We start from the raw sequence: 19,974 nt of genomic DNA on the forward strand, positions 1-19,974 counted from the left end.
AAAAAGTTGCGCGCAGTATAAACGAAAACGTTTGCGTCTGTCTTGCGCAGGGATAAACGCGAGGGCAGAAATTTGCGCTTCTTTAGCCCGACCAGACATTTCCTGACGCCCGCTCGCTTACGCTGTGGAACATGTTCACCGTTAAGTGAGGGAAACCATGTCTGGCTGGCTAAATCAATTGCAATCCCTGTTAGGGCAGAAAACATCGTCTGGCGAGCGGGACCTGAGCAAACTGCTGGTACCCGGGGCGCTCGGCGGGCTGGCAGGCCTGCTGGTCGCGAATAAATCCTCGCGCAAGCTGCTGGCAAAATATGGCACAGGCGCGCTGCTAGCCGGCGGCGGCGCCATCGCGGGTACCGTGCTGTGGAATAAATATAAGGACCGGGTCCGGACCGCGCACAGCGATGAACCGCATTATGGCGAGCACACCTCGCCGCTGGATCTACGTACCGAACGGCTCATTCTTGCGCTGGTTTTTGCCGCGAAAAGTGACGGGCATATCGACGACAAAGAACGATCGGCGATCGAGCAGCAGCTGCGTGAAGCCGGCGTTGAAGAGAAGGGAAGAGCGCTGGTGGCGCAGGCCATCGAACAGCCGCTTGAGCCGCAGCGTCTTGCGCAAAGCGTGAAAAATGAGGAAGAGGCGCTGGAGCTATATTTCCTCAGCTGTGCCGCCATCGATATCGACCATTTTATGGAGCGGAGCTACCTTAACGCCCTGGGCGATGCGTTAAAGATCCCTCAGGACGTGCGCGAGGGCATTGAGCGGGATATCCGCGAACAAAAACAGGCGTTACAGGGATAGCCTCCGCCGTCGCGACGCTGTTTCGCTTGCATCATGCGTGGGTTTTGCCAACCTTATAGGGTGTAAAACTTAAAAGAATGATGACATGCCACCGAAAGCCCGACGTACTCCTTATGCGATCACCACGCATGGCGATACGCGCATAGACAACTATTACTGGCTGCGGGACGATTCGCGCTCCCGGCCAGAGGTACTCGACTACCTGCACGAGGAAAACGACTATGGCCGCAAGGTCATGTCCAGCCAGCAGACGCTTCAGGACCAGCTGCTGAATGAGATGGTGCAGCGTATTCCTCAGCGTGATATCTCCGCGCCCTGGACCAAAAACGGCTATCGCTATCGCCATATTTACGAGCCCGGCAATGAGTATCCCATCTACCAGCGTCAGTCGGTATTAAGCGCCGAATGGGATGAGTGGGATATTTTGCTGGATGCCAACCAGCGTGCCGCCCACAGCGAATTTTATACCCTGGGCGGCATGTCCATTTCGCCGGATAACGCGGTGATGGCGCTGGCGGAGGATTATCTCTCCCGTCGCCAGTACGGCCTGCGTTTTCGCAATCTGGACACCGGCAACTGGTATCCGGAAATGCTGGAAAACGTCTCCCCGGATTTTGTCTGGGCGAATGATTCCGAGACGGTTTACTACGTCAAAAAGCACGCCTCGACGCTGCTGCCTTATCAGGTGTGGCGACACACCGTGGGAACGGACTCCGCTGACGACGAGCTGGTCTATGAAGAGAAAGACGAAACGTTCTATGTCAGCCTGCATAAAACCTCCTCGCGCCACTATGTGATTATCTTCCTGGCCAGCGCGACGACCTCGGAAGTTCTGCTGCTGGATGCCGAACTGCCCGACGCCCAGCCGCTCTGTTTCCTGCCGCGCCGCAAGGATCACGAGTACAGCCTGGATCACTTTCAGCACAGCTTTTATTTGCGCTCTAATCGCGAGGGTAAAAACTTTGGTCTCTATAAAACCAAAGTGCGCGATGAGCGCAAATGGGAGGTGCTTATCCCCGCGCGGGATCAGGTAATGCTTGAAGGGTTCACCCTGTTTACCGACTGGCTGGTGGTGGAAGAGCGTCAGCGAGGGCTGACCAGTATCCGGCAAATCAACCGTAAAACGCGGGAAGTGGTGGGGATCGCGTTCGACGACCCGGCCTATGTGACGTGGATTGGTTTCAACCCTGAACCTGAATCCTCGCGGCTGCGCTACGGCTACTCATCGATGACCACGCCGGACACCCTGTTTGAGCTGGATATGGATACCGGGCAGCGTCAGGTGATTAAACAGACCGAGGTCAAAGGGTTTGAGTCTGAAAACTACCGCAGCGAGCACCTGTGGGTCACCGCCCGGGATGGCGTCGAGGTCCCCGTCTCGCTCGTCTATCACAAAGCCCACTTCCAGAAAGGCAAAAACCCGATCCTGGTGTACGGTTACGGCTCGTATGGCTCAAGCATGGACGCCGATTTCAGCAGCAGCCGGTTAAGCCTGCTCGATCGCGGCTTTGTTTTTGCCATCGCCCATATTCGCGGTGGCGGTGAGCTGGGGCAGCACTGGTATGAAGACGGGAAATTCCTGAAAAAGAAAAATACCTTCAATGACTACCTCGACGTCTGCGATGCGCTGATTGAGCAGGGCTACGGGGATCCGCAGCTTTGCTTTGGGATGGGCGGCAGCGCGGGCGGCATGCTGATGGGGGCGGCGATCAACCAGCGTCCCGACCGCTTTAAGGGGATTGTCGCGCAGGTTCCGTTTGTCGATGTGGTGACGACCATGCTCGATGAATCCATCCCGCTTACGACAGGGGAGTTTGAAGAGTGGGGTAATCCGCAGGATGAGATGTACTACCGCTATATGAAAACGTACAGCCCGTACGATAACGTGGAGGCGAAAGCCTACCCGCATATGCTGGTTACCACCGGTTTGCATGATTCTCAGGTGCAGTACTGGGAGCCGGCAAAATGGGTGGCAAAACTGCGGGAGCTGAAAACCGATGACAACCTGCTGCTGCTGTGTACCGATATGGACTCCGGTCACGGCGGGAAATCGGGACGATTTAAATCCTACGAAGGAGTTGCCCTGGAATATGCCTTTTTAATAGGCCTGGCGCAGGACACGCTGCCAGGCCGTGCGGAGCGTTAAGCGTCGCCCAGATAATGTTTCAGCGTTAAGCGCAGTTCCGGGCTCATTCTGTCGAGGTTGTTATACAGCCAGCGCAAATAGCCCGGGTCTTTATCCGCCACCTCGGACACCGGCTTCCCGCGATATTTCCCAAAGGTAAATGTGGTCAGAAGTGCAGGACGGCCGGTGATGGTCGCCATATCATCCGGCGTCCAGCCAGAGATATTCATAATATCTATCAGTAACGCGGCGGTGATATAGCAGTCATACAGGGCGCGGTGATGGTGAAGCCCCTCAGGCGTGCGGACGCTGAGCTTGCGGGACTTGTACAGCGCCATATTGCTGTATTTAATTCCCGTCCAGAGGCGACGCGCCAGCTTCATGGTACAAATCCATTCCCCCGGCATTTCAGGTAACACCCGGCGGTCAAAACTGGCGTTATGCGCGACGTACCACGGGCTACCGTAGTAGTGCGGAATGATCTCTTCGATCCACGGCTTATCCGCTACCATCGATTCGGTAATGCGATGGATAGCCATCGCCTGAGGGCTGATGGGGCGGTCGGGACGCACCAGATGGCTCATTGGATTGACGATTTTACCATCAACCACGTCGACAGAAGCCACTTCCACTATTCCGCCCTGAAGATCGCAAGTTTCGGTATCGATGACGCGCAGCATTGAACACTCCTGAGCTTAAAACGCCTAGCCTAAAGGAATGATATCGCCTTGCCAACCCTCTCCGCCGAGCGTGCCGGTCAACAGCAGCTCGCCTCGATCTGCGCGGACGATCAGCTGGCCTTTTTCATCCCACAGCGCACTGCCGCCGCAGGCGTTCGCCATCAGCACCGCAATGGCATATTTATGCGCGAAGCGCTGCAGGGTACTGATGGACTGCCGCCAGCGGTGATCCTCTACGGACTGACTGCTGGTAAACAGCGACGCTCTGGGATCGAGATTGGGGGAATCGGCATGCGCATCAATAATGCTGAGCTGTTTCTCCCCCGGCACCAGGCTGGCACCGCTACCTTGCGGGTAGCGCAGGATGCGGTGACGGGCGGGCGTGAAGAGCGCGAGGCCTTTCTGGCGCTGACCGTTCCGTTCCAGGGGGAGCCCGGCAATCACGGTAATCCGGTAAAAATGTGCCGCGTCAAGCAGCGGTTCCAGCTGCGCGTCATCGGGTGGGGGAGGTAACGTCGGTGCGCCTGAGCCCGTTAATGAGAGTTCAGGGAAGACCAGCAAATCACAGCGCTGCCGTGCTGCTTCGGCGATGAAGCGCAGGTGGTGCGTAACATGGTCATCCACACTCTGGTGCTGACCGCCATACTGAGCTGCCGCTATATTCCAATGTGACATCGTGACTTCCTTATACACTGAGTCGCAGAGATTTAAGAATACACCTAAATTTATCAGGGTTTTCTTATCCTGCCAGATTCCGCGTAAGGAAGTGTAACGGCTCGTTAAGCTTATTTAACTTTAGGTTCGTACGGTAAACGGGAGAGGTTAACCGAGGCGAGACGGTGGGCGATGAGTCTTTCGCGAAACCAGTCGCGCAGATGGGCGGGCTGTTCCCGTTCAACGACTTCAGCCACAACAGGCATGTTGTAACGCTCTTTAAACGCGACGCCAGCGGCAGCGAGATCGACATTTACTTTATCCATCTCGTCCTGTGGAAGGGCGGCCAGATTGATCTTCATTACCTTCTCCTTTTTATGCGGCGGCAACGTTACCGCGATTGCACGACGATGACAAGCGGAGGCAGGATGTTCCTCGACTCGTTTATTATACAGCGTTATTCTTTAGCATACAGACATAACAAAAAGGAATGATTGCGATGGGTTTCTCCGCTTCCCGCGCGGTATGCGCACTGGTTTTTCTGACCTCTACAATGATGACCTCCTCCGCGCTGGCGCATGCGCATCTTAAGCAGCCGATCCCGGCAGCGGACAGCGTGGTGAGCGCTCCGCAGGCACTTACGCTGCATTTTTCAGAAGGCATCGAACCGGGATTTAGCGGTGTGGTGGTGACGGACGCGCAAAAGCAGGTCATCAAAACGGGTACCGCTACGCGAGACGAAAAGAACAAGGCGCTACTCACCGTTCCGCTGGAACAAACGCTGACGTCAGGGACGTACCAGGTAGACTGGCATGTCGTCTCTGTAGACGGTCATAAAACCAAAGGCAGCTATCACTTTAGCGTGAAATAGCATGCTGGCGCTGTGTTATATCGGGTTGCGCTTTATCCATTTCGGGGCGCTGATGCTGGTTTTTGGCAACGCGCTTTACAGCGTCTGGTTTGCGCCTTCTTCCCTCCAGCGGCTGATGTCCCGGCGTTTCCAGCTGCAGCAGAAAGTGGCGGCCTTGGTGAGCCTGGCGGCTGCACTCCTGATGTTTATGCTTCAGGGCGGACTGATGGGTAACGGCTGGGGAGATGTGTTTGCTCCGCAGGTCTGGTACGGCGTGATGAGGACACAGTTTGGTGGCGTCTGGCTGTGGCAAATGATTCTTGCTGTGATGACGGTCGGTGCGGCATGGCTCGCGCCGCTGAAGGGGTCGCGGCTGCTGCTGCTCGCCATGGGCCAGCTTATCCTGCTGGCTGGGGTAGGTCACGCGGCGATGAACGACGGTCCGATGGGGGCGTTGCAGCGGCTTAACTATGCTTTTCACCTGATCTGCGCTGCAGCCTGGCTTGGCGGATTACTGCCCCTGCTGTTCTGCATGCGTCTGGCGAAAGGGCGCTGGCAGAATGCCGCCATCTATACCATGATGCGCTTCTCGCGCGTGGGCCATTATGCCGTCGCGGGCGTGCTGCTCAGCGGAGCGATCAATACGCTCATGATACTGGGCGTCCATATACCCTGGCAGGCTGGCTACGTGCAGTTTTTGTTGTTCAAATGTGCGCTGGTGGCGTTGATGGTGGTAATTGCGCTGGCAAATCGGTATTTTCTGGTGCCACGGTTTCGTCCGGAGACCGGGCGAGCACAACAGATTTTTATCAGGATGACACAGGCAGAAGTGGTGCTGGGCGCGCTGGTACTGGCAACGGTCAGTCTGTTCGCTACCTGGGAACCCTTCTGACAAGGTTAAATATCATATGAAAAAGACAGTACTTTCTCTCATATTGCTGGCCTGCACGGGGAGCGCGCTTGCCGCACCGCAGGTTATCACCGTCAGCCGTTTTGAAGTCGGTAAGGACAAATGGGCGTTCAATCGCGAAGAGGTGATGCTGACCTGCCGTCCGGGCCATGCGCTGTATGCCATTAACCCGAGCACGCTGGTGCAATACCCGTTAAATGATACCGCAGAGCAGCAGGTAGCCAGCGGCAAGAGTAGCGGCCAGCCGATCAGCATTATTCAGATCGATGACCCGGCGCATCCGGGACAAAAGATGAGTCTGGCGCCGTTTATCGAGCGTGCCGACAAGCTCTGCTAACGTTCAGGTTTCCAATAAAAAACCGCAGATGCTTGCGAAAGCACTGCGGTTTTTCACATTTTATGATGCTCTGGCGCTTTTTTTCCGACCGCTTTAGCTGTGGACTGGAAAACCTGGCGTCGTCATCTATTCTTAAAAGGCAAGGCGACTTAGCCTGCATTAATGCCAACTTTTAGCGCACGGCTCTCTCCCAAGAGCCATTTCCCTGGACCGAATACAGGAATCGTATTCGGTCTCTTTTTATCTGTCTTATATTTCAGTCACTTACGGCGCTCTGTCCGAAAATGTCCCAAAATTGTCCGAACTTCAATATCCGGCAATTCCCGTTATACCACACCGTTTTTTAAATTAACAACCAAACTCATGCAATGCTGGGAATGCTCTGCACAGACGATCTCAGAGTTTTGCAACCATGCGATCTCTCGTTTCAAGGCAAGACTGCTTATAAGGTGCGTTTACCTTAACTCGGCGATTCATGATCCTCACACTTCCAGTTGGGAGAATTGAGAACAGACGTCCTTTCGCAAATGCTACAACCCCCATGGTCTGAAAGTCGTTAATGTTAACTTCTCCATCATCAATTGTTTCGAAATCAAAAATTTCAGGGTTTGTGGCAAGTAATTGAAGAACATCATTATCTATAGAGTTAAGTACCGAGGCATACGCAGATGCTGTCCCCATGTATGCGTGAGTCTGTTTTTTGCAATCATATGAACTCGAGGAAGGGCTCTGTTTACACTGTTGAGCTTGTTAGCAAATGCATAAGAGGCGTAAATATCAGGATGGTAATTTAAGACCGTAAATGAGAGAAAATGCATTTCGCCAGCCGCCCAGATGATCTGATTATTCCGTCATCGCGCCATATCTCGACCGAAATCGGCCGCACGAAAGCGAAGCTGGCTAATTTTCAGCGTCTGCAGGGGCTGGGGAATGACTGATCTACCGAAATGCCCCAATTGTGGCATGTCCTCTTCACTGAAGGTCCGAAGTCGTGGGTTGAACTGGGGGGGCGCAGAAATTAGGTGCTCTAACGGTTGTTCAAAATGGCGAGTTGGATTCTCTTTTCCGCCAGGAGGGGAGAGGGGGGCTCGAAGAGAGCTTGCAGATAACTGGCATAAGGTTGTGGAGAAAACTTAACCCACTAATTGTATTATTTGCTTTTATGTATGAAAAAAATTCAACAACACCGACAAAATGGATCGGCTAGCAGATCTGCAATATAATTATTCTATTATTCAATCCACTGACTAAACTCAGAGGGACAAGTTCCAAACACAGGGTAGGTGATATGTCTATGAAGCAAATTAAATCAAGGGATATGACAAATATAGCGGCAAAAAGGATGTATTATATTTTTCTTGTCGGAGTTATACCTTTGCTTCTGATTTTTTTATTATATGCTAACAACCAAGGGAGCGATTTTCTAAATTATTTATATACTTTATCTGGTAAAGTTCCTGAGCTGATTTCAGCCAGTAACCCATTATTAAGTGGTGTTATGAGTTTTTATGTTAAAATCGCTCCTTTGTTAGGTGTTTTGTTTTTTTTGATTGCGCGGAGAGAGTTAAATTTAAAAACTACTTTTTCTTTCACGAAAGGTATTTTGGCTTTTATGCTATTCACCGTGTTTTATATTGCAATTGTTTATTATTTATTGGTGTGTGACGTGGAGTTAACTGAATCAGGACGATTTATGAGGCTTTTATCAAGGAACGATTATCTTCTTACCGTTTTTTTTGTAAGCGTATTTTATGTGTGTTATATACTCACCTGCTATTACATCAGCTATGCTTATGCAGTTTTCATGACTTTAAAGTTAAAAATAAAGCACCGTTGAAAGCTAAGGGGCAGATAACATCTCTGCCCCTTTTAGATTAATGAGCTGGTCTGATTATTTCATTGTTGATTTTATCAACGATTTTATCGTCAATGAATGAAGCCAGATAACTGATACCGATAATTCCTGCAATTGTTAATGCAGTAATAGGAAGCCCGACGGCTGTCGCAACAAAAGATGACAGGGCGCCAAAGATTCCCATAGCCACACCGACAGCAATGCCACTAATAACCCAGGACTCTACCTCTAGCATCAATGGACCCCAGTTTCCTGTTTCATACCCTTCAATACTTTTCTCTCGGATTTTTTCGACTTTGATCACCAGATCTGCAGTCTTAAATGCTTTGCTTAGATTGCCGAGTTTGTTTGCCATGTCACTTGCATTCAGACTTTTCCATGCGTTAACGATCGCAGTTTTATCACCTTGATTAATTTTCATCCCTGGATTGGCAATAATCTTATTCAGAGAGGTCATTGCATCATTGTAGTTACGAATTGTTTTACCTTGGAAGTTTTTAACGTTACTTGCGATGTCCCTTGACACATCTTTATATTTTTGTCCCAAGTGACTACCAACTTTTTCCCCCATGTCAGCAATAATTTCGCTGGCTTTTTGTAATGCTTCAATTTGATTATCTTCATCGAGCATCTTCTGGACATTTTCGCGCAAATTACCCCGGGCTGCTTTTGGTATATTTCCATCCCGCACTGCTTGTTCATATAAGTTCTTAAGCGCTTTTCGGGAAACTTTATCATTGGAGCCATAATACTTTGCCGTCCTATCCCAGGTAGATGGAGCACTCGTAGTGCTATTTCCATTTTGATTCTGGGAGTTATTACTACCAGACTGTGAACCTGAGTTACCACCATTACCACCGGAGCCTTTACCTGAATGACTGTCTACTCCGGAACTGATAGCAATTGCACCACCGGCAGAAAATACTCCAGCCGCATCACCTCTGTTAGCAGCATTCACCTGTGCACTGTTGTTTGGATCCACAGAAAATCCATTAATATTCTGTGTACGGCCACCATTCCCTCCATTTCCTGATGTACCGGAATGGCTGCCAGAACCAGAGTTACCGATGCCAGGATTTTTGCCACCACTGAACGCATTGTTGTGTGCGTTGTCGCCACCATTACCACTCATAGTTAATTCCTCTTTGACGGTTAAAAGTTAGATAATGCTGTATATAAACACATTGTTATATATACAGTAGTTCGAATCCTACGCCGCTGTTTCTAACGTGTCAATGACAGATTTTGGGGTATGACTGAGAGCGGAAAATCCTGATAAGCTACTGATGGGAATATTGTTTACTGGAAAGGAGATCTTCATGAATAAATCTAACGGATTATTCGTGTGTGCGTTGTTAACATCATCTTTGATGAGCAGCGCATGCACCCCTCAAACAAGTGCAGAACGCCATGCACGCCAGTATGTATATGCTGCAGATGACGGCTTTGACCCGAATGTACGCGTTATAAAAGCCGACAGTATTAAGATGGCGGTGCCATTCTTTAAAACTTTTCATGATCTGGGAGCAAAAGACCGCTTATCAGGCATGTCTTTAGAGGACGCGAACAAGCGTGCAGATAAGTTTCGTAGCGAGGCATTTCTGAACTCCATCCAGAGTGAAACTATTTTTGCGGGCACTCGTTACGTCGACAATAAATCATGGTCTGCTAAACAGCGTAAAGCCATGAGCGATGCTATCTCTGAAGCTTACATTGATGGCTATGAAGGAAGGATGTGAGTAGTAATAACAGTAGATTTCGGTACCCGTTTCTGCATTACATTCAGGAACACACCTGGTTGTGGTTCATTAACATCAAAGTTTTAGTTAGAGATGATTCTGTATGGTTTCTCTTGAGTCAGAGAATGGTGTTTAGTGCTTTTTTATTAATCGCTTACCCGCTTGTGCGGTTTTTTGACCCAAATTCTTGACCCTCAGTTTTTAGTTGAGCTCTATAAACATACAGTTAGGTGTTAGGGGGTTATCATGGGTTTTCAATCACCTGCATTAGACCTCGCTGAGGAGATACTCACTATTACCAACCTTTGCGGTCATGAGGACAACTGCCGAACTATCGAAACATCAGCTGAGTACGCAATAATTAATATTGCCAGAAATCCGGAAATAGGTGACACCATCCTGATTGCGCTCTGCGGTAGGCTGGACTTCGCAAAAGTTCAGGGGAAGGCATTAATAACTCAGGATGGCGAGGCTATAGCGGGTGATTCAGAACATTTAAATTAATGGTGTGAAAGGTAAGTTGATTTTTGCGTATAATAAGCAATCTACTCACATTGGCTGAGGCAGAAGAATGGAAAAGTTGCAATTGAAGATTGGGTTAACTGATTTGGTTTATTCAATTACTGTTCATAGCTTTCATATTTTTTTTGGATCGGCATTGGGCTTCTGTTGATAGGTGACATTGGGTTGGTGTTCAGTGGTGCATAGTCCAACATACTGACCGTATTAGGTGGGTATATGATTTTTGTAGCTTTGATAATGGAAGGTGTAAAAGCGCTTTTCAATAAGCTGGTCTGGAAGCAGTTTCTCTAAACCCATAGCCTTTAATCTATAAGATTTCTTCAGGAACAGCATAAAATAGATCTATGAAATTAGCATTCCTACATACACATTTGTTGTAGTTCTTTTAGAGTAAAGTGATGACTGGAGTTTGTGTAATGGAAGCATTTACTGAATCTGTTTATTTGGCTATTTTTAGAGAGCATGCAGCTAAGGCGGTTCAGGGTATGGAGAGACATGGCTGTTACTGGTTTACGGGTATCAGGCCATCATATGGGATTGTTGTTGAGTTGCTGGAAGATGCTGGGTATTCAGTGATAACTTTCAACCCGCCGCCTGTATACGAGTTCGCAATATATCTCTCTGATAGTTATCCATCTCAAGTTGAGCTGGAGAGAATCGCAATGTATCGACAGTCACTACGAGACAAGGGCGTATCAGAGGATAAATTACCCGTTTCATTAGCATAGCCCCCTACGGGCGGTTTTTATTGTAATACCGCTAACAAGAAAACGAGATGACAGTAAACACAGCTACGCTATGAAATATCCAGGTGTTATCTCACTATGCCTTCAGGCACTCAATGAGTTAAATCATACGGTTGAAAATTTACAATCAGGAAGCCGCAACCCGTAGTATGCAGGAACGGGGGCGGCTGGTAAATTTGATATGAATCGATTCGAAATACGTCCGAATTTGTCCGGAATTTTAAGTAACTATATGATTTTTAGTGCCTGAAAACGCATCACCAGATGTATGCTTTTTAATCTGGTTGATGCGTATGTGTTTGATATACCGCAGAAATATAAATTGCAGGTATAAACAGGAATCGCATTCGGTCTCTTTTTATCTGTATGAAAGTAAACGAGTAATCCCAATAGTTCTTTCTCATACAGCGCGCTCGTCCTGTTCGACTGCTTAAAACATAACGCAACACAGCATGCGGAAGCCCAGCCCTTTTTGCCTGTTTTGTTAAATTTTCGTGTGCAATCAGTAAAAGCCAGAACCGTGTTTAAAAGCGGGATTTAACGGATGCCTCAATTTCATCAAGCAGTTCAAAGCGACGGCGGTATTCGGCACGCTTTTTACTGGCTATCTCCTCAAGGGATTTGCGCTCCATCTGCAATGGCAACTGCCAACTGAAGGTTGAACGTTTTTGACCGTCGATAGAGGCCCAAAACTCATCGTAGCTGGCGTGGAAATGGCGACCTTTACTCAGACGATAACGCAGTGCACGGAAGATATGACCTTCATCGCTGACCGCATAAATGGCTTTGATGCCGGAAAGTGTGGCCAATTGGAAAAGCACTTCCATCAACACGCGTTTCGGGAAGAGACCATGGCAGGCTCGGGTTGCCTGTTTGATCACATCACGGGATACGCTGCGTCGCGGGCCCTGAAGACCGCCAATCACCAGAACATATTCTCCGTTTTCGCGAGCAACGCAAAATGTCACACTGGCAAGCAGGGTATTTTCGTTATCACGCAGCCACAGCGTACATTCGCCCTCACGCTCTGCTTTACTGGCATTCATGGCGTTGACGTTATAGCTCACGCCATCTTTGGCATGAAACTCAACAATGGATTGCTCTTGTGGTCCGGTTAAGGCCTTGACCAGGCCGACGTCTTTCAGAGAGTCAATCCACTGATAATGGCTGACGATGGCATCAGCACGCGCATTGGCGTTCATGCCACGCATCAGATACTGGCGATGTGTTTTGCTCGGCAGGGTGATCTGCGAAGCCAGTAACTGATCAAAATCGTCGCGGCGAGCCAGCGCATCGAGCATGCGATGCGTAGAAGACCAGAACAGCAATGAACGTAACAGAAATTTAAGACGGTACTCGCGTTTTTGCCAGATAGGGCCTGGAACGAGTTTGCCTTTCACCAGTTCGGAAATGATATGGGTACGATGCGATTGTGGCGCATCGTTTTGCAGGCGCGTATTTGACACGGGAAAACCTCAAAGTTTATGCAATGCATATTTTAGGGGGCATGCAAAAGAGTATTAATACTGGTGAAACATTTATTTATCCTTAGTTTACTGTTTGTTTAGCTTCATGAAAAGCGCTCCTGTGCAGCGTCCCTACACATAAGTCAACTGTAACTATACTTCCTATGGGAGGGCTTATGTATCAGCGAATTGAAGGTGGGATGTGGCGTCACGTCTGGGTTGTCAGCGATATACACGGCTGTTATCAGTGGCTTATGGATGAGCTTAAACGCCGTCATTTTAACCCGTATGAGGATTTGCTTATTTCTGTCGGGGATATCATCGATCGTGGCCCTGATAGCGTGAAATGCCTGCAGTTAATACATGAAAAATGGTTTCGTGCCGTGCGGGGCAACCACGAGCAAATGGCGCTCGACAGTCTGGATAATAACGATTTTTCGCTCTGGACGATGAATGGCGGAATGTGGTTTGCGCATCTTGAACGCGACCAGCAACAGCTTGCGCTGTCGTTGCTTGAGGCCTGTCGCGATTTACCGCATATCATCGAGATAACCTGTGCGAATGGTCTGAATGTGATAGCCCATGCGGATTATCCGGCTGCGGAATACCAATGGCAAAAACCGGTCAGCGCCCAGCGCGTCTTATGGAACCGCGACAGGTTGATGGGATTTATGGTGGGCAAAGGGCAGGGCATCAGCGGCGCGGATCATTTCTGGTTCGGACATACGCCCCTCGACAGAAGGTATGATTTTAATAATCTCCACTACATTGATACGGGCGCCGTATTTGACGGTTACTTTACGCTGGCGCAGCTGCAGTAATAAATAACCCGCCTTCGGGCGGGTTCTCTTTAGGTCAGGCAAGACGCATGACCCAGGCATCGGTTTTACTATCGTAATGCTCACGGTAAAGGACAGAGTGTTCGCCATCAAGTATTGCCGGGACGCTGGTATCTGCATCCCATGCATCGAGCTGCATGCACAAATCCGGGTCGGATTTGCAGGGAATACTTAACGTTCGATCGCCTTGTGCTTCGCCGCGCAGCTCTGCGTCGTCGATCTCAAAAGCGCCAATACGCACGCTGGTTTTCGTCATAGTGCTCTCCGGTTCGGTTGTCAAAATCTGGTATGACCAGTGCAGTCACCCATTTTTGATCGTAGACAAGGAGAGCAAAATCGCCAGTAAAAAAATGCGCTTTTTTTCAGCCCGTGCGATCGTTACCGGTAAACAGCCGACCATCCCGAACCAACTCGCGCGGATAGCTGTTTTTCAGCCTTGAGCCGACCTTTTTTGCCAGCCCCAGCGGGTATCCCTGATACGTCACTATCACTTCATCGCCTGATGGCGCGCTGTCCGGATAGACATCGCGACCACGATACCACTCTTCGGCTTCCTGATGCGTCAGGGCAAAGGTATTCTCGCGTCCGGCAAGCGCGATAACGGCCTCATGCTGCCAGCGATACCCTTTGTTATGCACTTCCGCCAGGCGGATCCCGATTCGCGAAAAACGGACCTTTCCGATGAGCGGCTCGATCTCAGCCGGGAACAGCCATATCTCTTTATCACGCATCCAGAGATGCAGGCTCTCATCCCAGACCAGCCCAACCTTTTTGGCGGCGGCTTCAAGCTGTGCTGCATCGCGACCTTTAAGAGGGGCAAACGGGAAGTTGCCGACCTTGAATTTAGGTGCGGGCAGGGGAGCAACCGCCTGCGTTTTACGCAGACGCGCCACAAAGAACCCTTCACAGTCGTAAATCTGCGGGAACACGTGAAGGAAACCCTCGGGGGTGACCGCCTCTTGTGCCGAGGCAAACAGATCGTTAAGCGGCAGAAACTCGACTGCATCCTGATAGTTCGCTTTCAACCACAGACAGACGTCTTCGTTTTCATCGCGGTTAAGGGTGCACGTTGAATAGACCAGCGTGCCGCCAGGCCGCAAAGCGTGAAATGCGCTCTCGATCAGCTCTCGCTGCGTGGCGGCGATCTCCAGGTTGCTTTCCACGGACCAGTTCTTTAACGCATCGGGATCTTTGCGCACCACCCCTTCGCCGGAGCAGGGGGCGTCCAGCAGAATGGCATCGAAGGCTTCCGGTAGGGCGGCGCCAAACACGCGTCCGTCGAAGTGCGTCAGTGCAACATTATGAATACCGCAACGGCTGATGTTGGCATGCAGCACCTTCACGCGGCTGGCGGAAAACTCGTTAGCAAGGATCGCCCCCTGGTTACCCATCCGGGCGGCAATTTGCGTGGTTTTTGAGCCGGGCGCCGCGGCAACATCCATCACGCGCTCAGGCGAATTGCCATCGGTAAACAGGGCGGCAACAGGCAGCATCGAGCTGGCTTCCTGAATATAGAACAGGCCGCTCAGATGTTCAGCGGTGCTGCCCAGCGGGAGTGAGGCTTCGTCATCGCGCTCGATCCAGAACCCCTCAGCACACCACGGTACCGGCGTAAGCTGCCAGCCGTACGGCGAGACCAGTGCCAGAAAATCATCGACGCTGATTTTCAACGTGTTGACGCGAATACTTCGGCGTAACGGACGCTGGCAGGCGGCGATAAAATCGTCTAACGACAGGTGAGAAGGAAGCGCCTCGCGCATCTGCGCCAGGAATTGTTCAGGAAGAAATACGGAGTTTTGAGCCACGGGCACACCACAGGGAAAAGTTCAGGTGCGCAGTGTAACATAAAGGCTCCGGTGCGTTGACACCGGAGCCTTGCTGTTTAACGTGGCAGGGCGGTTCCCCATTCGCGCCACTCTTTCGGTTCGCTTTCGAGCAGCAGGAAGTGTTTACCTGGCTGCGCTTTCGGCGCCAGCGGCGTTCCCGGCGGCGTGGCAAACGCGATACCGCCGCGAATGAACTGGTTGAAGGTGCCGGTTTTCACCACGCCACCCGTCAGGCCGAAGTCCAGCGAGTAGCCGGATGCCAGCCAGAATACCGAGTTATTTCGAACCAGGTGCTGGTAGCGTTCGCTGATGCGTAACGCCACCATCACGCGATCGGAGAGTGTACCGAGCGTCAGGCCCGTGACCGTACCCACCTCAATGCCGCGGAACAGTACCGGCGTGCCGATGTTCAGCGAGCCTGCTTCCGGCACTTCCACCACGATGCTCAGGCCGCCAAGGTAGCGTGAGTCGGTGATCGTGGCTTCCTGCAGCTCGAAATCGCGACGGGCATTGCCCTGGCCGGGCTCAACGTTGATGTACGGCTGCAAAATGGTGTCGAGATGCTCAACGCCCGCGGCCGAGATCTGCGGCGTGACCACCGAGAAGCGCGAGCCCGTGCGGGCGAAGGTCTGCACATATTCCGGGTAAAGCACGGCGGTGGCCTGCACCTCGTTACGTGAGGTAATCAGCGTCAGCTTCTGGATCTGCCCGATATCAATACCCAGATAGCGAATTGGCATGCCTTCCGCCAGCTTACCGGCATCAAACGCGTGCAGGGTAATCTGCCCGCCTACTGCACGTGCGGCGGTTTCGGACGGGAAGAGAATACGCTTATCACCTTTGCGCAGATTCGCACCTGCGCCGCTGAGATTATCGAAGCTAATCGCCCCGCGCAGCGCGCGTGAGAGCGGGGAGGCCTGCACGGTCAGCCCGTTACCGTTAAGCTGAACTTTCGCGCCGCCTTCGGCCCAGAAGACGCTGTTTGGCGTCAGCAGCTTGCGGTACTCCGGCTTGATGTGCAGTTCGATATCAAAGGCGTCCGCACGCGGGCGAACGGTGATCACTTCCCCGACTTCAAACTTGCGATACAGCACCACGGATCCCGCCTGTACGTCCGGCAGCGTTTCGGCGCTTAGCGTCAGCGTGGTGGTAGGAAGATCGCTCAGACTGTTTTCAATCGCTTTCTCGAGGTTGGCATACAGCGGATAGCTGTCGCGCACGGGGCCTTTATCGCCAGGCAAAATACGGATGCCGCCGTTAACCCATTCGCTGGCGCTGGCGCCGAGGAACTCCACGCCGTCCAGACCCACCTTCACATCGACGCGACTGTTCACCACGAATTTGCTGTCACCGTGCACCAGGTCGCTGTATTGCGGATCGATGGCGACCGAGAACGTCACGCCATCCGCGGAGAGCTTACGCTCCAGCACCTGACCGACCTGCACGCCGTGTAAAATTAGCGGCTGCCCGGCTTCGATACCGTAACTTTCTGGCGCATTCAGCGTGACGGTTACCACACCCGGTTTTTGCAGCAGGGCTTTATCCGCCGGGGCAATCACGAAGCTATTGCTGGGTTCACCTTCACCGGGGATGAGCTCAAACGTATTGCCGGTCAACAGCGTGCTGAGGCTGGCATCGTTCAGAGAGAGCTTTGGACTGCGCATTTCGATGCGCGTTTTCTCGCGCAGGAGATCGACCACGCTCGGGTCGACCGTCATTTCGCCGGTGACTGAGCCGCCCGGGTTGAGCGTCATTTTGGTGAGCTGACCAACCTGCAATCCCTGATACATCAGCGGCGTTGAGCCCGCTTTTAACCCCTTAGCATCGGGCAGGGCAAGTTTGACGATCACGCCGCGCTGGCTGTGCGCCAGGTCGGCGTACAATCCAAATGAGTCATCAGCGGTGGCAGGGCTTGAGTTTTCCGGGGAGTCAAAGGCAATAGCGCCATTCACCAGCGCGGCCAGACTCTCCAGCTTCACTTTCGCACCGCTCAGGCTGAGGTCCGCATCCACGCCGGAGACGTTCCAGAAGCGGCTGCCTTTTTTCACCAGATTGGTGAAGCGACGCTCGATAAGCACGTCGATGGTGACGCCCTGTTTATTCGAGTTAATCGCGTAGTCGTACACGCGGCCAACCGGGATTTTGCGGAAATAGACCAGTGAGCCACTGTTCAGAGAACCGAGATCCGGCGCCTGCAGATGGATCATCAAATCGCCGTTATTGAGGCGGTACTTGGGCTGCGTATCCAGAGCAACAAAGTGATCCTGCGGCTCGCCTTTACCTGGCATCATGCCAATATAGTTACCGCCCACGAGCGCATCCAGCCCGGACACGCCGGCCAGAGAGGCTTTAGGCGTCACCAGCCAGAACTGCGTTTCGCTGCGCAGGGCATCCTGCATGTCAGATTTAATACTGACCCGCACCTGAATCTTGTTCAGCCCTTTTCCAAGGGAGATGTCCTGAACCGTACCCACTTCAACCCCCTGGAAGCGAACGGGCGTTCGCCCGGCGACGATGCCGTCGGCGGTCTGGAAATCAATGGTGACCGTACTCCCGCGATCTTCATAGCTCGTCCAGATAAGCCAGCCTGCAATCATCAGGGCGATGACGGGCAGCAACCAGAATGGCGAAATGCGGCGTTTTGTTTTAATTCTCGCTTCAGTCGGCGAAGCGGGGGTTTCCTGACTCATGTGCATCCCAAAGTAAGCGGCTATCCAGCCATTCCACAGCAAGAATAGTCAATATCACCGCAGAGCCGAAATAAAAAGCCGCGGGTCCCATTGTAAAAGCAAGTAGCTGGTCGCGATTGATGAGCGACATCATCAGCGAAATCACGAACAGATCTAACATTGACCAGCGGCCAATCCAGGTAACGAACCGCAGAAGCAGAATGCGTGTTCGTAAGCCTTGTTCACATTTAAAGTGAATGCTGATGAGCAGGGTAAACATCACCACCACTTTGGTAAAGGGAACCAGGATACTGGCAATAAAGACGATCGCCGCCACCCCGACGTTACTGTGTGCAAGGGAGATAATCCCGGAGAGGATAGTATCCTCCTGACGCCCGCCATTCACGTAAATGATAGAAATCGGCAGCATATTGGCTGGGATCAGAAACACCAGGGAGGCGATCAGCGCGGCCCAGCATTTTTGCAGGCTATTGTTGCGGCGCAGTCTCAGCGGAATGTGGCACCGCGGGCAGCGTCCACGCGCGTCGGGTAAGCCGGTATAGTGGCATCCCAGACAGACGCGCAGATTTTCATCGGGGCGTGTAGCGGGGCGCTGAGGGTAAAACCGTTCCCAGAGCTGCTCAACGTTCAGGTGGATCAGCGTCAGGATGCTTAGCAATACCAGGCAGATGAAAGCAAAGAGCCCGATACCGGGCTGCAAAAAGGCGTAGTCCTGTACCTTTATTGACGCAACGCCCACGCCCACCAGATAAATATCCAGCATCACCCACTCTTTGAGCTTATCCAGCATCAGCAGCACCGGGCGAAGGTTCATGCCGAGGATATTGCCAAACCAAAGATAGGCAATGGCGGCAACCAGCACCAGCGGCGCGCCAACGGTGCAGAACAGCACCATGGCGGCGGTGATGGGATCGCCCTGACGGGTCATCTGCCAGATACCCTGCAGCACGTTGGCGTCAATGCGCACGCCAAGCAGGTAGAGTTTCAGCAGCGGTTCGCTCCAGGCGAAGGGCATCAGCAGCAGCATGGTGACGGCCATGGCGGCGAGACGGGTTAACGACCAGTCTCGGCCGTCGCGAATTTTGGCGTCGCAGCGGGGACAGAAGGCACTTTGGTGCGATTTCATCTTCGGCAACATAAAAAGCGTATCGCACTGGGGGCAACGCTGATAATGTGCACGTGGCAAAGCTTCGCTTACCGTATGGACAGTTATCTTTCTTGTCGGCGTAATTTTGGTTGTTTTTAAGGCCATCAGCTGCGCACAAATAAGTATTGTTGAAAGTTATAATAACTCATGAACGGATTCATCTTGAGCATGAGCGCATTTAATGCTTATTTTAATAGGCTATGCGGTAAATTTGTAAGACAACTAAGTGATTGAATAATGAACAAAACAGAATTCTACGCGGATCTGAACCGCGATTTTAAGGCATTGATGGCGGGTGAGACCAGCTTCTTAGCCACTCTGGCAAATACTAGCGCATTGCTGTTTGAACGTCTCTCTGAGGTGAACTGGGCCGGCTTTTACCTTCTGGAAGGTGAAACGCTGGTGCTCGGTCCGTTCCAGGGCAAACTGGCCTGCGTGCGTATTCCGGTAGGGCGCGGCGTATGCGGCACGGCGGTGGCCGAGAATCAGGTCCAGCGTGTGGAAGATGTTCATGCATTTGACGGGCACATTGCCTGCGATGCCGCCAGTAATTCTGAAATCGTTCTGCCTCTGGTGGTCAAAAATCAGATTATTGGCGTTCTGGATATCGACAGTACGGTCTTCAGTCGCTTTACAACCGAGGACGAACAGGGGCTGCGCGAGCTGGTGGCTAATCTGGAAAACGTACTCGCGGCAACCGATTATCAAAAATTCTTTGCGAGCGTCGCAGGATAATCAACGGATAACGTAGCATTTACTGATAGCGTCATTATAATGACGCCT

At 51.7% G+C, this 19,974-nt stretch carries 22 protein-coding genes; 12 read left to right on the plus strand and 10 right to left on the minus strand.

Going from position 1 to position 19,974, the window contains the following annotated elements:
* Positions 1-157 precede the first annotated feature (157 nt).
* Positions 158-805 (plus strand): tellurite resistance TerB family protein, encoded by a 648-nt coding sequence (locus AC0TOY_RS10185; protein WP_024909700.1) that lies wholly within the window; start codon positions 158-160, stop codon positions 803-805.
* A gap of 85 nt (positions 806-890) precedes the next feature.
* Positions 891-2,951: an oligopeptidase B gene (gene ptrB, locus AC0TOY_RS10190; RefSeq protein ID WP_032647775.1), complete on the plus strand. Its 2,061-nt coding sequence runs from the start codon at positions 891-893 to the stop codon at positions 2,949-2,951.
* Here ptrB and exoX read toward each other — a convergent pair.
* From exoX to AC0TOY_RS10205, 3 genes are all read right to left on the minus strand, one after another.
* Positions 2,948-3,610 carry an exodeoxyribonuclease X gene (gene exoX / locus AC0TOY_RS10195; protein ID WP_473721787.1) on the minus strand — a complete coding sequence of 221 codons (663 nt, stop codon included), beginning with the start codon at positions 3,608-3,610 and terminating at the stop codon, positions 2,948-2,950. The genes ptrB and exoX overlap by 4 nt on opposite strands.
* Before the next feature lie 24 nt (positions 3,611-3,634).
* Positions 3,635-4,285, minus strand: a complete 651-nt coding sequence (locus AC0TOY_RS10200) for a carbon-nitrogen hydrolase family protein (RefSeq protein ID WP_024909702.1) — start codon at positions 4,283-4,285, stop codon at positions 3,635-3,637.
* 110 nt (positions 4,286-4,395) lie between these two features.
* Positions 4,396-4,626 carry a DNA polymerase III subunit theta gene (locus AC0TOY_RS10205; RefSeq protein WP_008500465.1) on the minus strand — a complete coding sequence of 77 codons (231 nt, stop codon included), beginning with the start codon at positions 4,624-4,626 and terminating at the stop codon, positions 4,396-4,398.
* A gap of 137 nt (positions 4,627-4,763) precedes the next feature.
* Here AC0TOY_RS10205 and yobA point away from each other — a divergent pair, with 137 nt between their 5' ends.
* Genes yobA through AC0TOY_RS10220 form a run of 3 tightly spaced genes read left to right on the plus strand, consistent with a single transcriptional unit; the run spans position 4,764 to position 6,361 of the window.
* The gene (gene yobA, locus AC0TOY_RS10210) at positions 4,764-5,135 is read left to right on the plus strand and encodes a CopC domain-containing protein YobA (protein WP_407858727.1); all 372 of its coding nucleotides are present in this window, start codon (positions 4,764-4,766) and stop codon (positions 5,133-5,135) included.
* Between the two features lies 1 nt (position 5,136).
* Positions 5,137-6,006: a copper homeostasis membrane protein CopD gene (gene copD / locus AC0TOY_RS10215; protein ID WP_473721788.1), complete on the plus strand. Its 870-nt coding sequence runs from the start codon at positions 5,137-5,139 to the stop codon at positions 6,004-6,006.
* A 16-nt stretch (positions 6,007-6,022) separates the two neighbouring features.
* Positions 6,023-6,361, plus strand: coding sequence for a YebY family protein (locus tag AC0TOY_RS10220; RefSeq protein WP_024909705.1), 339 nt, complete (start codon positions 6,023-6,025; stop codon positions 6,359-6,361).
* Between the two features lie 396 nt (positions 6,362-6,757).
* On the opposite strand, the gene AC0TOY_RS10225 is transcribed toward AC0TOY_RS10220, so the two are convergent.
* On the minus strand, positions 6,758-7,042 hold the full coding sequence (locus AC0TOY_RS10225; protein WP_473721789.1) for a hypothetical protein: 285 nt from the start codon (positions 7,040-7,042) through the stop codon (positions 6,758-6,760).
* A 131-nt stretch (positions 7,043-7,173) separates the two neighbouring features.
* Between AC0TOY_RS10225 and AC0TOY_RS10230 the strand changes: the two genes are divergently transcribed.
* Both AC0TOY_RS10230 and cui read left to right on the plus strand, forming a co-directional pair.
* Entirely contained in the window at positions 7,174-7,299 is a 126-nt protein-coding gene (locus tag AC0TOY_RS10230; RefSeq protein WP_265589657.1) for a hypothetical protein, read from the plus strand.
* 350 nt (positions 7,300-7,649) lie between these two features.
* Positions 7,650-8,198: a colicin immunity protein Cui gene (gene cui / locus AC0TOY_RS10235; protein ID WP_267217026.1), complete on the plus strand. Its 549-nt coding sequence runs from the start codon at positions 7,650-7,652 to the stop codon at positions 8,196-8,198.
* 37 nt (positions 8,199-8,235) lie between these two features.
* Here the strand turns inward: cui and AC0TOY_RS10240 are convergent, their stop codons facing one another.
* Entirely contained in the window at positions 8,236-9,348 is a 1,113-nt protein-coding gene (locus tag AC0TOY_RS10240; protein WP_473721790.1) for a colicin-like pore-forming protein, read from the minus strand.
* A gap of 187 nt (positions 9,349-9,535) precedes the next feature.
* Here AC0TOY_RS10240 and AC0TOY_RS10245 point away from each other — a divergent pair, with 187 nt between their 5' ends.
* The 3 genes from AC0TOY_RS10245 to AC0TOY_RS10255 all read left to right on the plus strand — a co-directional run bounded on the left by AC0TOY_RS10245 (position 9,536) and on the right by AC0TOY_RS10255 (position 11,205).
* Complete coding sequence (locus AC0TOY_RS10245; RefSeq protein WP_090419781.1) at positions 9,536-9,955, plus strand: Exc2 family lipoprotein; 420 nt, start codon at positions 9,536-9,538, stop codon at positions 9,953-9,955.
* A 246-nt stretch (positions 9,956-10,201) separates the two neighbouring features.
* On the plus strand, positions 10,202-10,459 hold the full coding sequence (locus tag AC0TOY_RS10250) for a hypothetical protein (RefSeq protein WP_267217027.1): 258 nt from the start codon (positions 10,202-10,204) through the stop codon (positions 10,457-10,459).
* A gap of 434 nt (positions 10,460-10,893) precedes the next feature.
* Entirely contained in the window at positions 10,894-11,205 is a 312-nt protein-coding gene (locus AC0TOY_RS10255) for a hypothetical protein (protein ID WP_024909712.1), read from the plus strand.
* 542 nt (positions 11,206-11,747) lie between these two features.
* Here AC0TOY_RS10255 and AC0TOY_RS10260 read toward each other — a convergent pair.
* Positions 11,748-12,689 carry a VirK/YbjX family protein gene (locus AC0TOY_RS10260; RefSeq protein ID WP_061714879.1) on the minus strand — a complete coding sequence of 314 codons (942 nt, stop codon included), beginning with the start codon at positions 12,687-12,689 and terminating at the stop codon, positions 11,748-11,750.
* A 176-nt stretch (positions 12,690-12,865) separates the two neighbouring features.
* Here AC0TOY_RS10260 and pphA point away from each other — a divergent pair, with 176 nt between their 5' ends.
* The gene (gene pphA / locus AC0TOY_RS10265; RefSeq protein ID WP_208763017.1) at positions 12,866-13,510 is read left to right on the plus strand and encodes a protein-serine/threonine phosphatase; all 645 of its coding nucleotides are present in this window, start codon (positions 12,866-12,868) and stop codon (positions 13,508-13,510) included.
* Between the two features lie 34 nt (positions 13,511-13,544).
* Here the strand turns inward: pphA and AC0TOY_RS10270 are convergent, their stop codons facing one another.
* The 4 genes from AC0TOY_RS10270 to yebS all read right to left on the minus strand — a co-directional run bounded on the left by AC0TOY_RS10270 (position 13,545) and on the right by yebS (position 19,296).
* Positions 13,545-13,784 (minus strand): YebV family protein, encoded by a 240-nt coding sequence (locus AC0TOY_RS10270; RefSeq protein ID WP_008500472.1) that lies wholly within the window; start codon positions 13,782-13,784, stop codon positions 13,545-13,547.
* A 106-nt stretch (positions 13,785-13,890) separates the two neighbouring features.
* Positions 13,891-15,333, minus strand: coding sequence for a 16S rRNA (cytosine(1407)-C(5))-methyltransferase RsmF (rsmF, locus tag AC0TOY_RS10275; protein ID WP_473721791.1), 1,443 nt, complete (start codon positions 15,331-15,333; stop codon positions 13,891-13,893).
* Positions 15,334-15,410: 77 nt separating this feature from the next.
* Positions 15,411-18,044 carry a PqiB family protein gene (locus AC0TOY_RS10280; RefSeq protein ID WP_473721792.1) on the minus strand — a complete coding sequence of 878 codons (2,634 nt, stop codon included), beginning with the start codon at positions 18,042-18,044 and terminating at the stop codon, positions 15,411-15,413.
* Positions 18,013-19,296 (minus strand): membrane integrity lipid transport subunit YebS, encoded by a 1,284-nt coding sequence (gene yebS / locus AC0TOY_RS10285; RefSeq protein WP_032647758.1) that lies wholly within the window; start codon positions 19,294-19,296, stop codon positions 18,013-18,015. Before yebS ends, AC0TOY_RS10280 begins: the two co-directional genes overlap by 32 nt.
* Positions 19,297-19,428: 132 nt before the next feature.
* Between yebS and AC0TOY_RS10290 the strand changes: the two genes are divergently transcribed.
* Positions 19,429-19,926, plus strand: coding sequence for a GAF domain-containing protein (locus AC0TOY_RS10290; protein ID WP_032647756.1), 498 nt, complete (start codon positions 19,429-19,431; stop codon positions 19,924-19,926).
* Positions 19,927-19,974 lie beyond the last annotated feature (48 nt).

This window comes from Enterobacter sp. PL_is379 (assembly GCF_055817355.1).

Bases quoted from the DNA above. Each gene is read 5' to 3' on its own strand.
- AC0TOY_RS10230 (WP_265589657.1), top strand. From the start codon at position 7,174: ATGCATTTCGCCAGCCGCCCAGATGATCTGATTATTCCGTCATCGCGC.
- AC0TOY_RS10290 (WP_032647756.1), top strand. From the start codon at position 19,429: ATGAACAAAACAGAATTCTACGCGGATCTGAACCGCGATTTTAAGGCA.
- AC0TOY_RS10270 (WP_008500472.1), bottom strand. From the start codon at position 13,784: ATGACGAAAACCAGCGTGCGTATTGGCGCTTTTGAGATCGACGACGCA.
- yobA (WP_407858727.1), top strand. From the start codon at position 4,764: ATGGGTTTCTCCGCTTCCCGCGCGGTATGCGCACTGGTTTTTCTGACC.
- AC0TOY_RS10185 (WP_024909700.1), top strand. From the start codon at position 158: ATGTCTGGCTGGCTAAATCAATTGCAATCCCTGTTAGGGCAGAAAACA.
- AC0TOY_RS10205 (WP_008500465.1), bottom strand. From the start codon at position 4,626: ATGAAGATCAATCTGGCCGCCCTTCCACAGGACGAGATGGATAAAGTA.
- exoX (WP_473721787.1), bottom strand. From the start codon at position 3,610: ATGCTGCGCGTCATCGATACCGAAACTTGCGATCTTCAGGGCGGAATA.
- yebS (WP_032647758.1), bottom strand. From the start codon at position 19,296: ATGGCCTTAAAAACAACCAAAATTACGCCGACAAGAAAGATAACTGTC.
- AC0TOY_RS10240 (WP_473721790.1), bottom strand. From the start codon at position 9,348: ATGAGTGGTAATGGTGGCGACAACGCACACAACAATGCGTTCAGTGGT.
- AC0TOY_RS10200 (WP_024909702.1), bottom strand. From the start codon at position 4,285: ATGTCACATTGGAATATAGCGGCAGCTCAGTATGGCGGTCAGCACCAG.
- AC0TOY_RS10220 (WP_024909705.1), top strand. From the start codon at position 6,023: ATGAAAAAGACAGTACTTTCTCTCATATTGCTGGCCTGCACGGGGAGC.
- AC0TOY_RS10280 (WP_473721792.1), bottom strand. From the start codon at position 18,044: ATGAGTCAGGAAACCCCCGCTTCGCCGACTGAAGCGAGAATTAAAACA.
- cui (WP_267217026.1), top strand. From the start codon at position 7,650: ATGTCTATGAAGCAAATTAAATCAAGGGATATGACAAATATAGCGGCA.
- AC0TOY_RS10245 (WP_090419781.1), top strand. From the start codon at position 9,536: ATGAATAAATCTAACGGATTATTCGTGTGTGCGTTGTTAACATCATCT.
- copD (WP_473721788.1), top strand. From the start codon at position 5,137: ATGCTGGCGCTGTGTTATATCGGGTTGCGCTTTATCCATTTCGGGGCG.
- pphA (WP_208763017.1), top strand. From the start codon at position 12,866: ATGTATCAGCGAATTGAAGGTGGGATGTGGCGTCACGTCTGGGTTGTC.
- AC0TOY_RS10250 (WP_267217027.1), top strand. From the start codon at position 10,202: ATGGGTTTTCAATCACCTGCATTAGACCTCGCTGAGGAGATACTCACT.
- AC0TOY_RS10225 (WP_473721789.1), bottom strand. From the start codon at position 7,042: ATGGGGACAGCATCTGCGTATGCCTCGGTACTTAACTCTATAGATAAT.
- ptrB (WP_032647775.1), top strand. From the start codon at position 891: ATGCCACCGAAAGCCCGACGTACTCCTTATGCGATCACCACGCATGGC.
- AC0TOY_RS10255 (WP_024909712.1), top strand. From the start codon at position 10,894: ATGGAAGCATTTACTGAATCTGTTTATTTGGCTATTTTTAGAGAGCAT.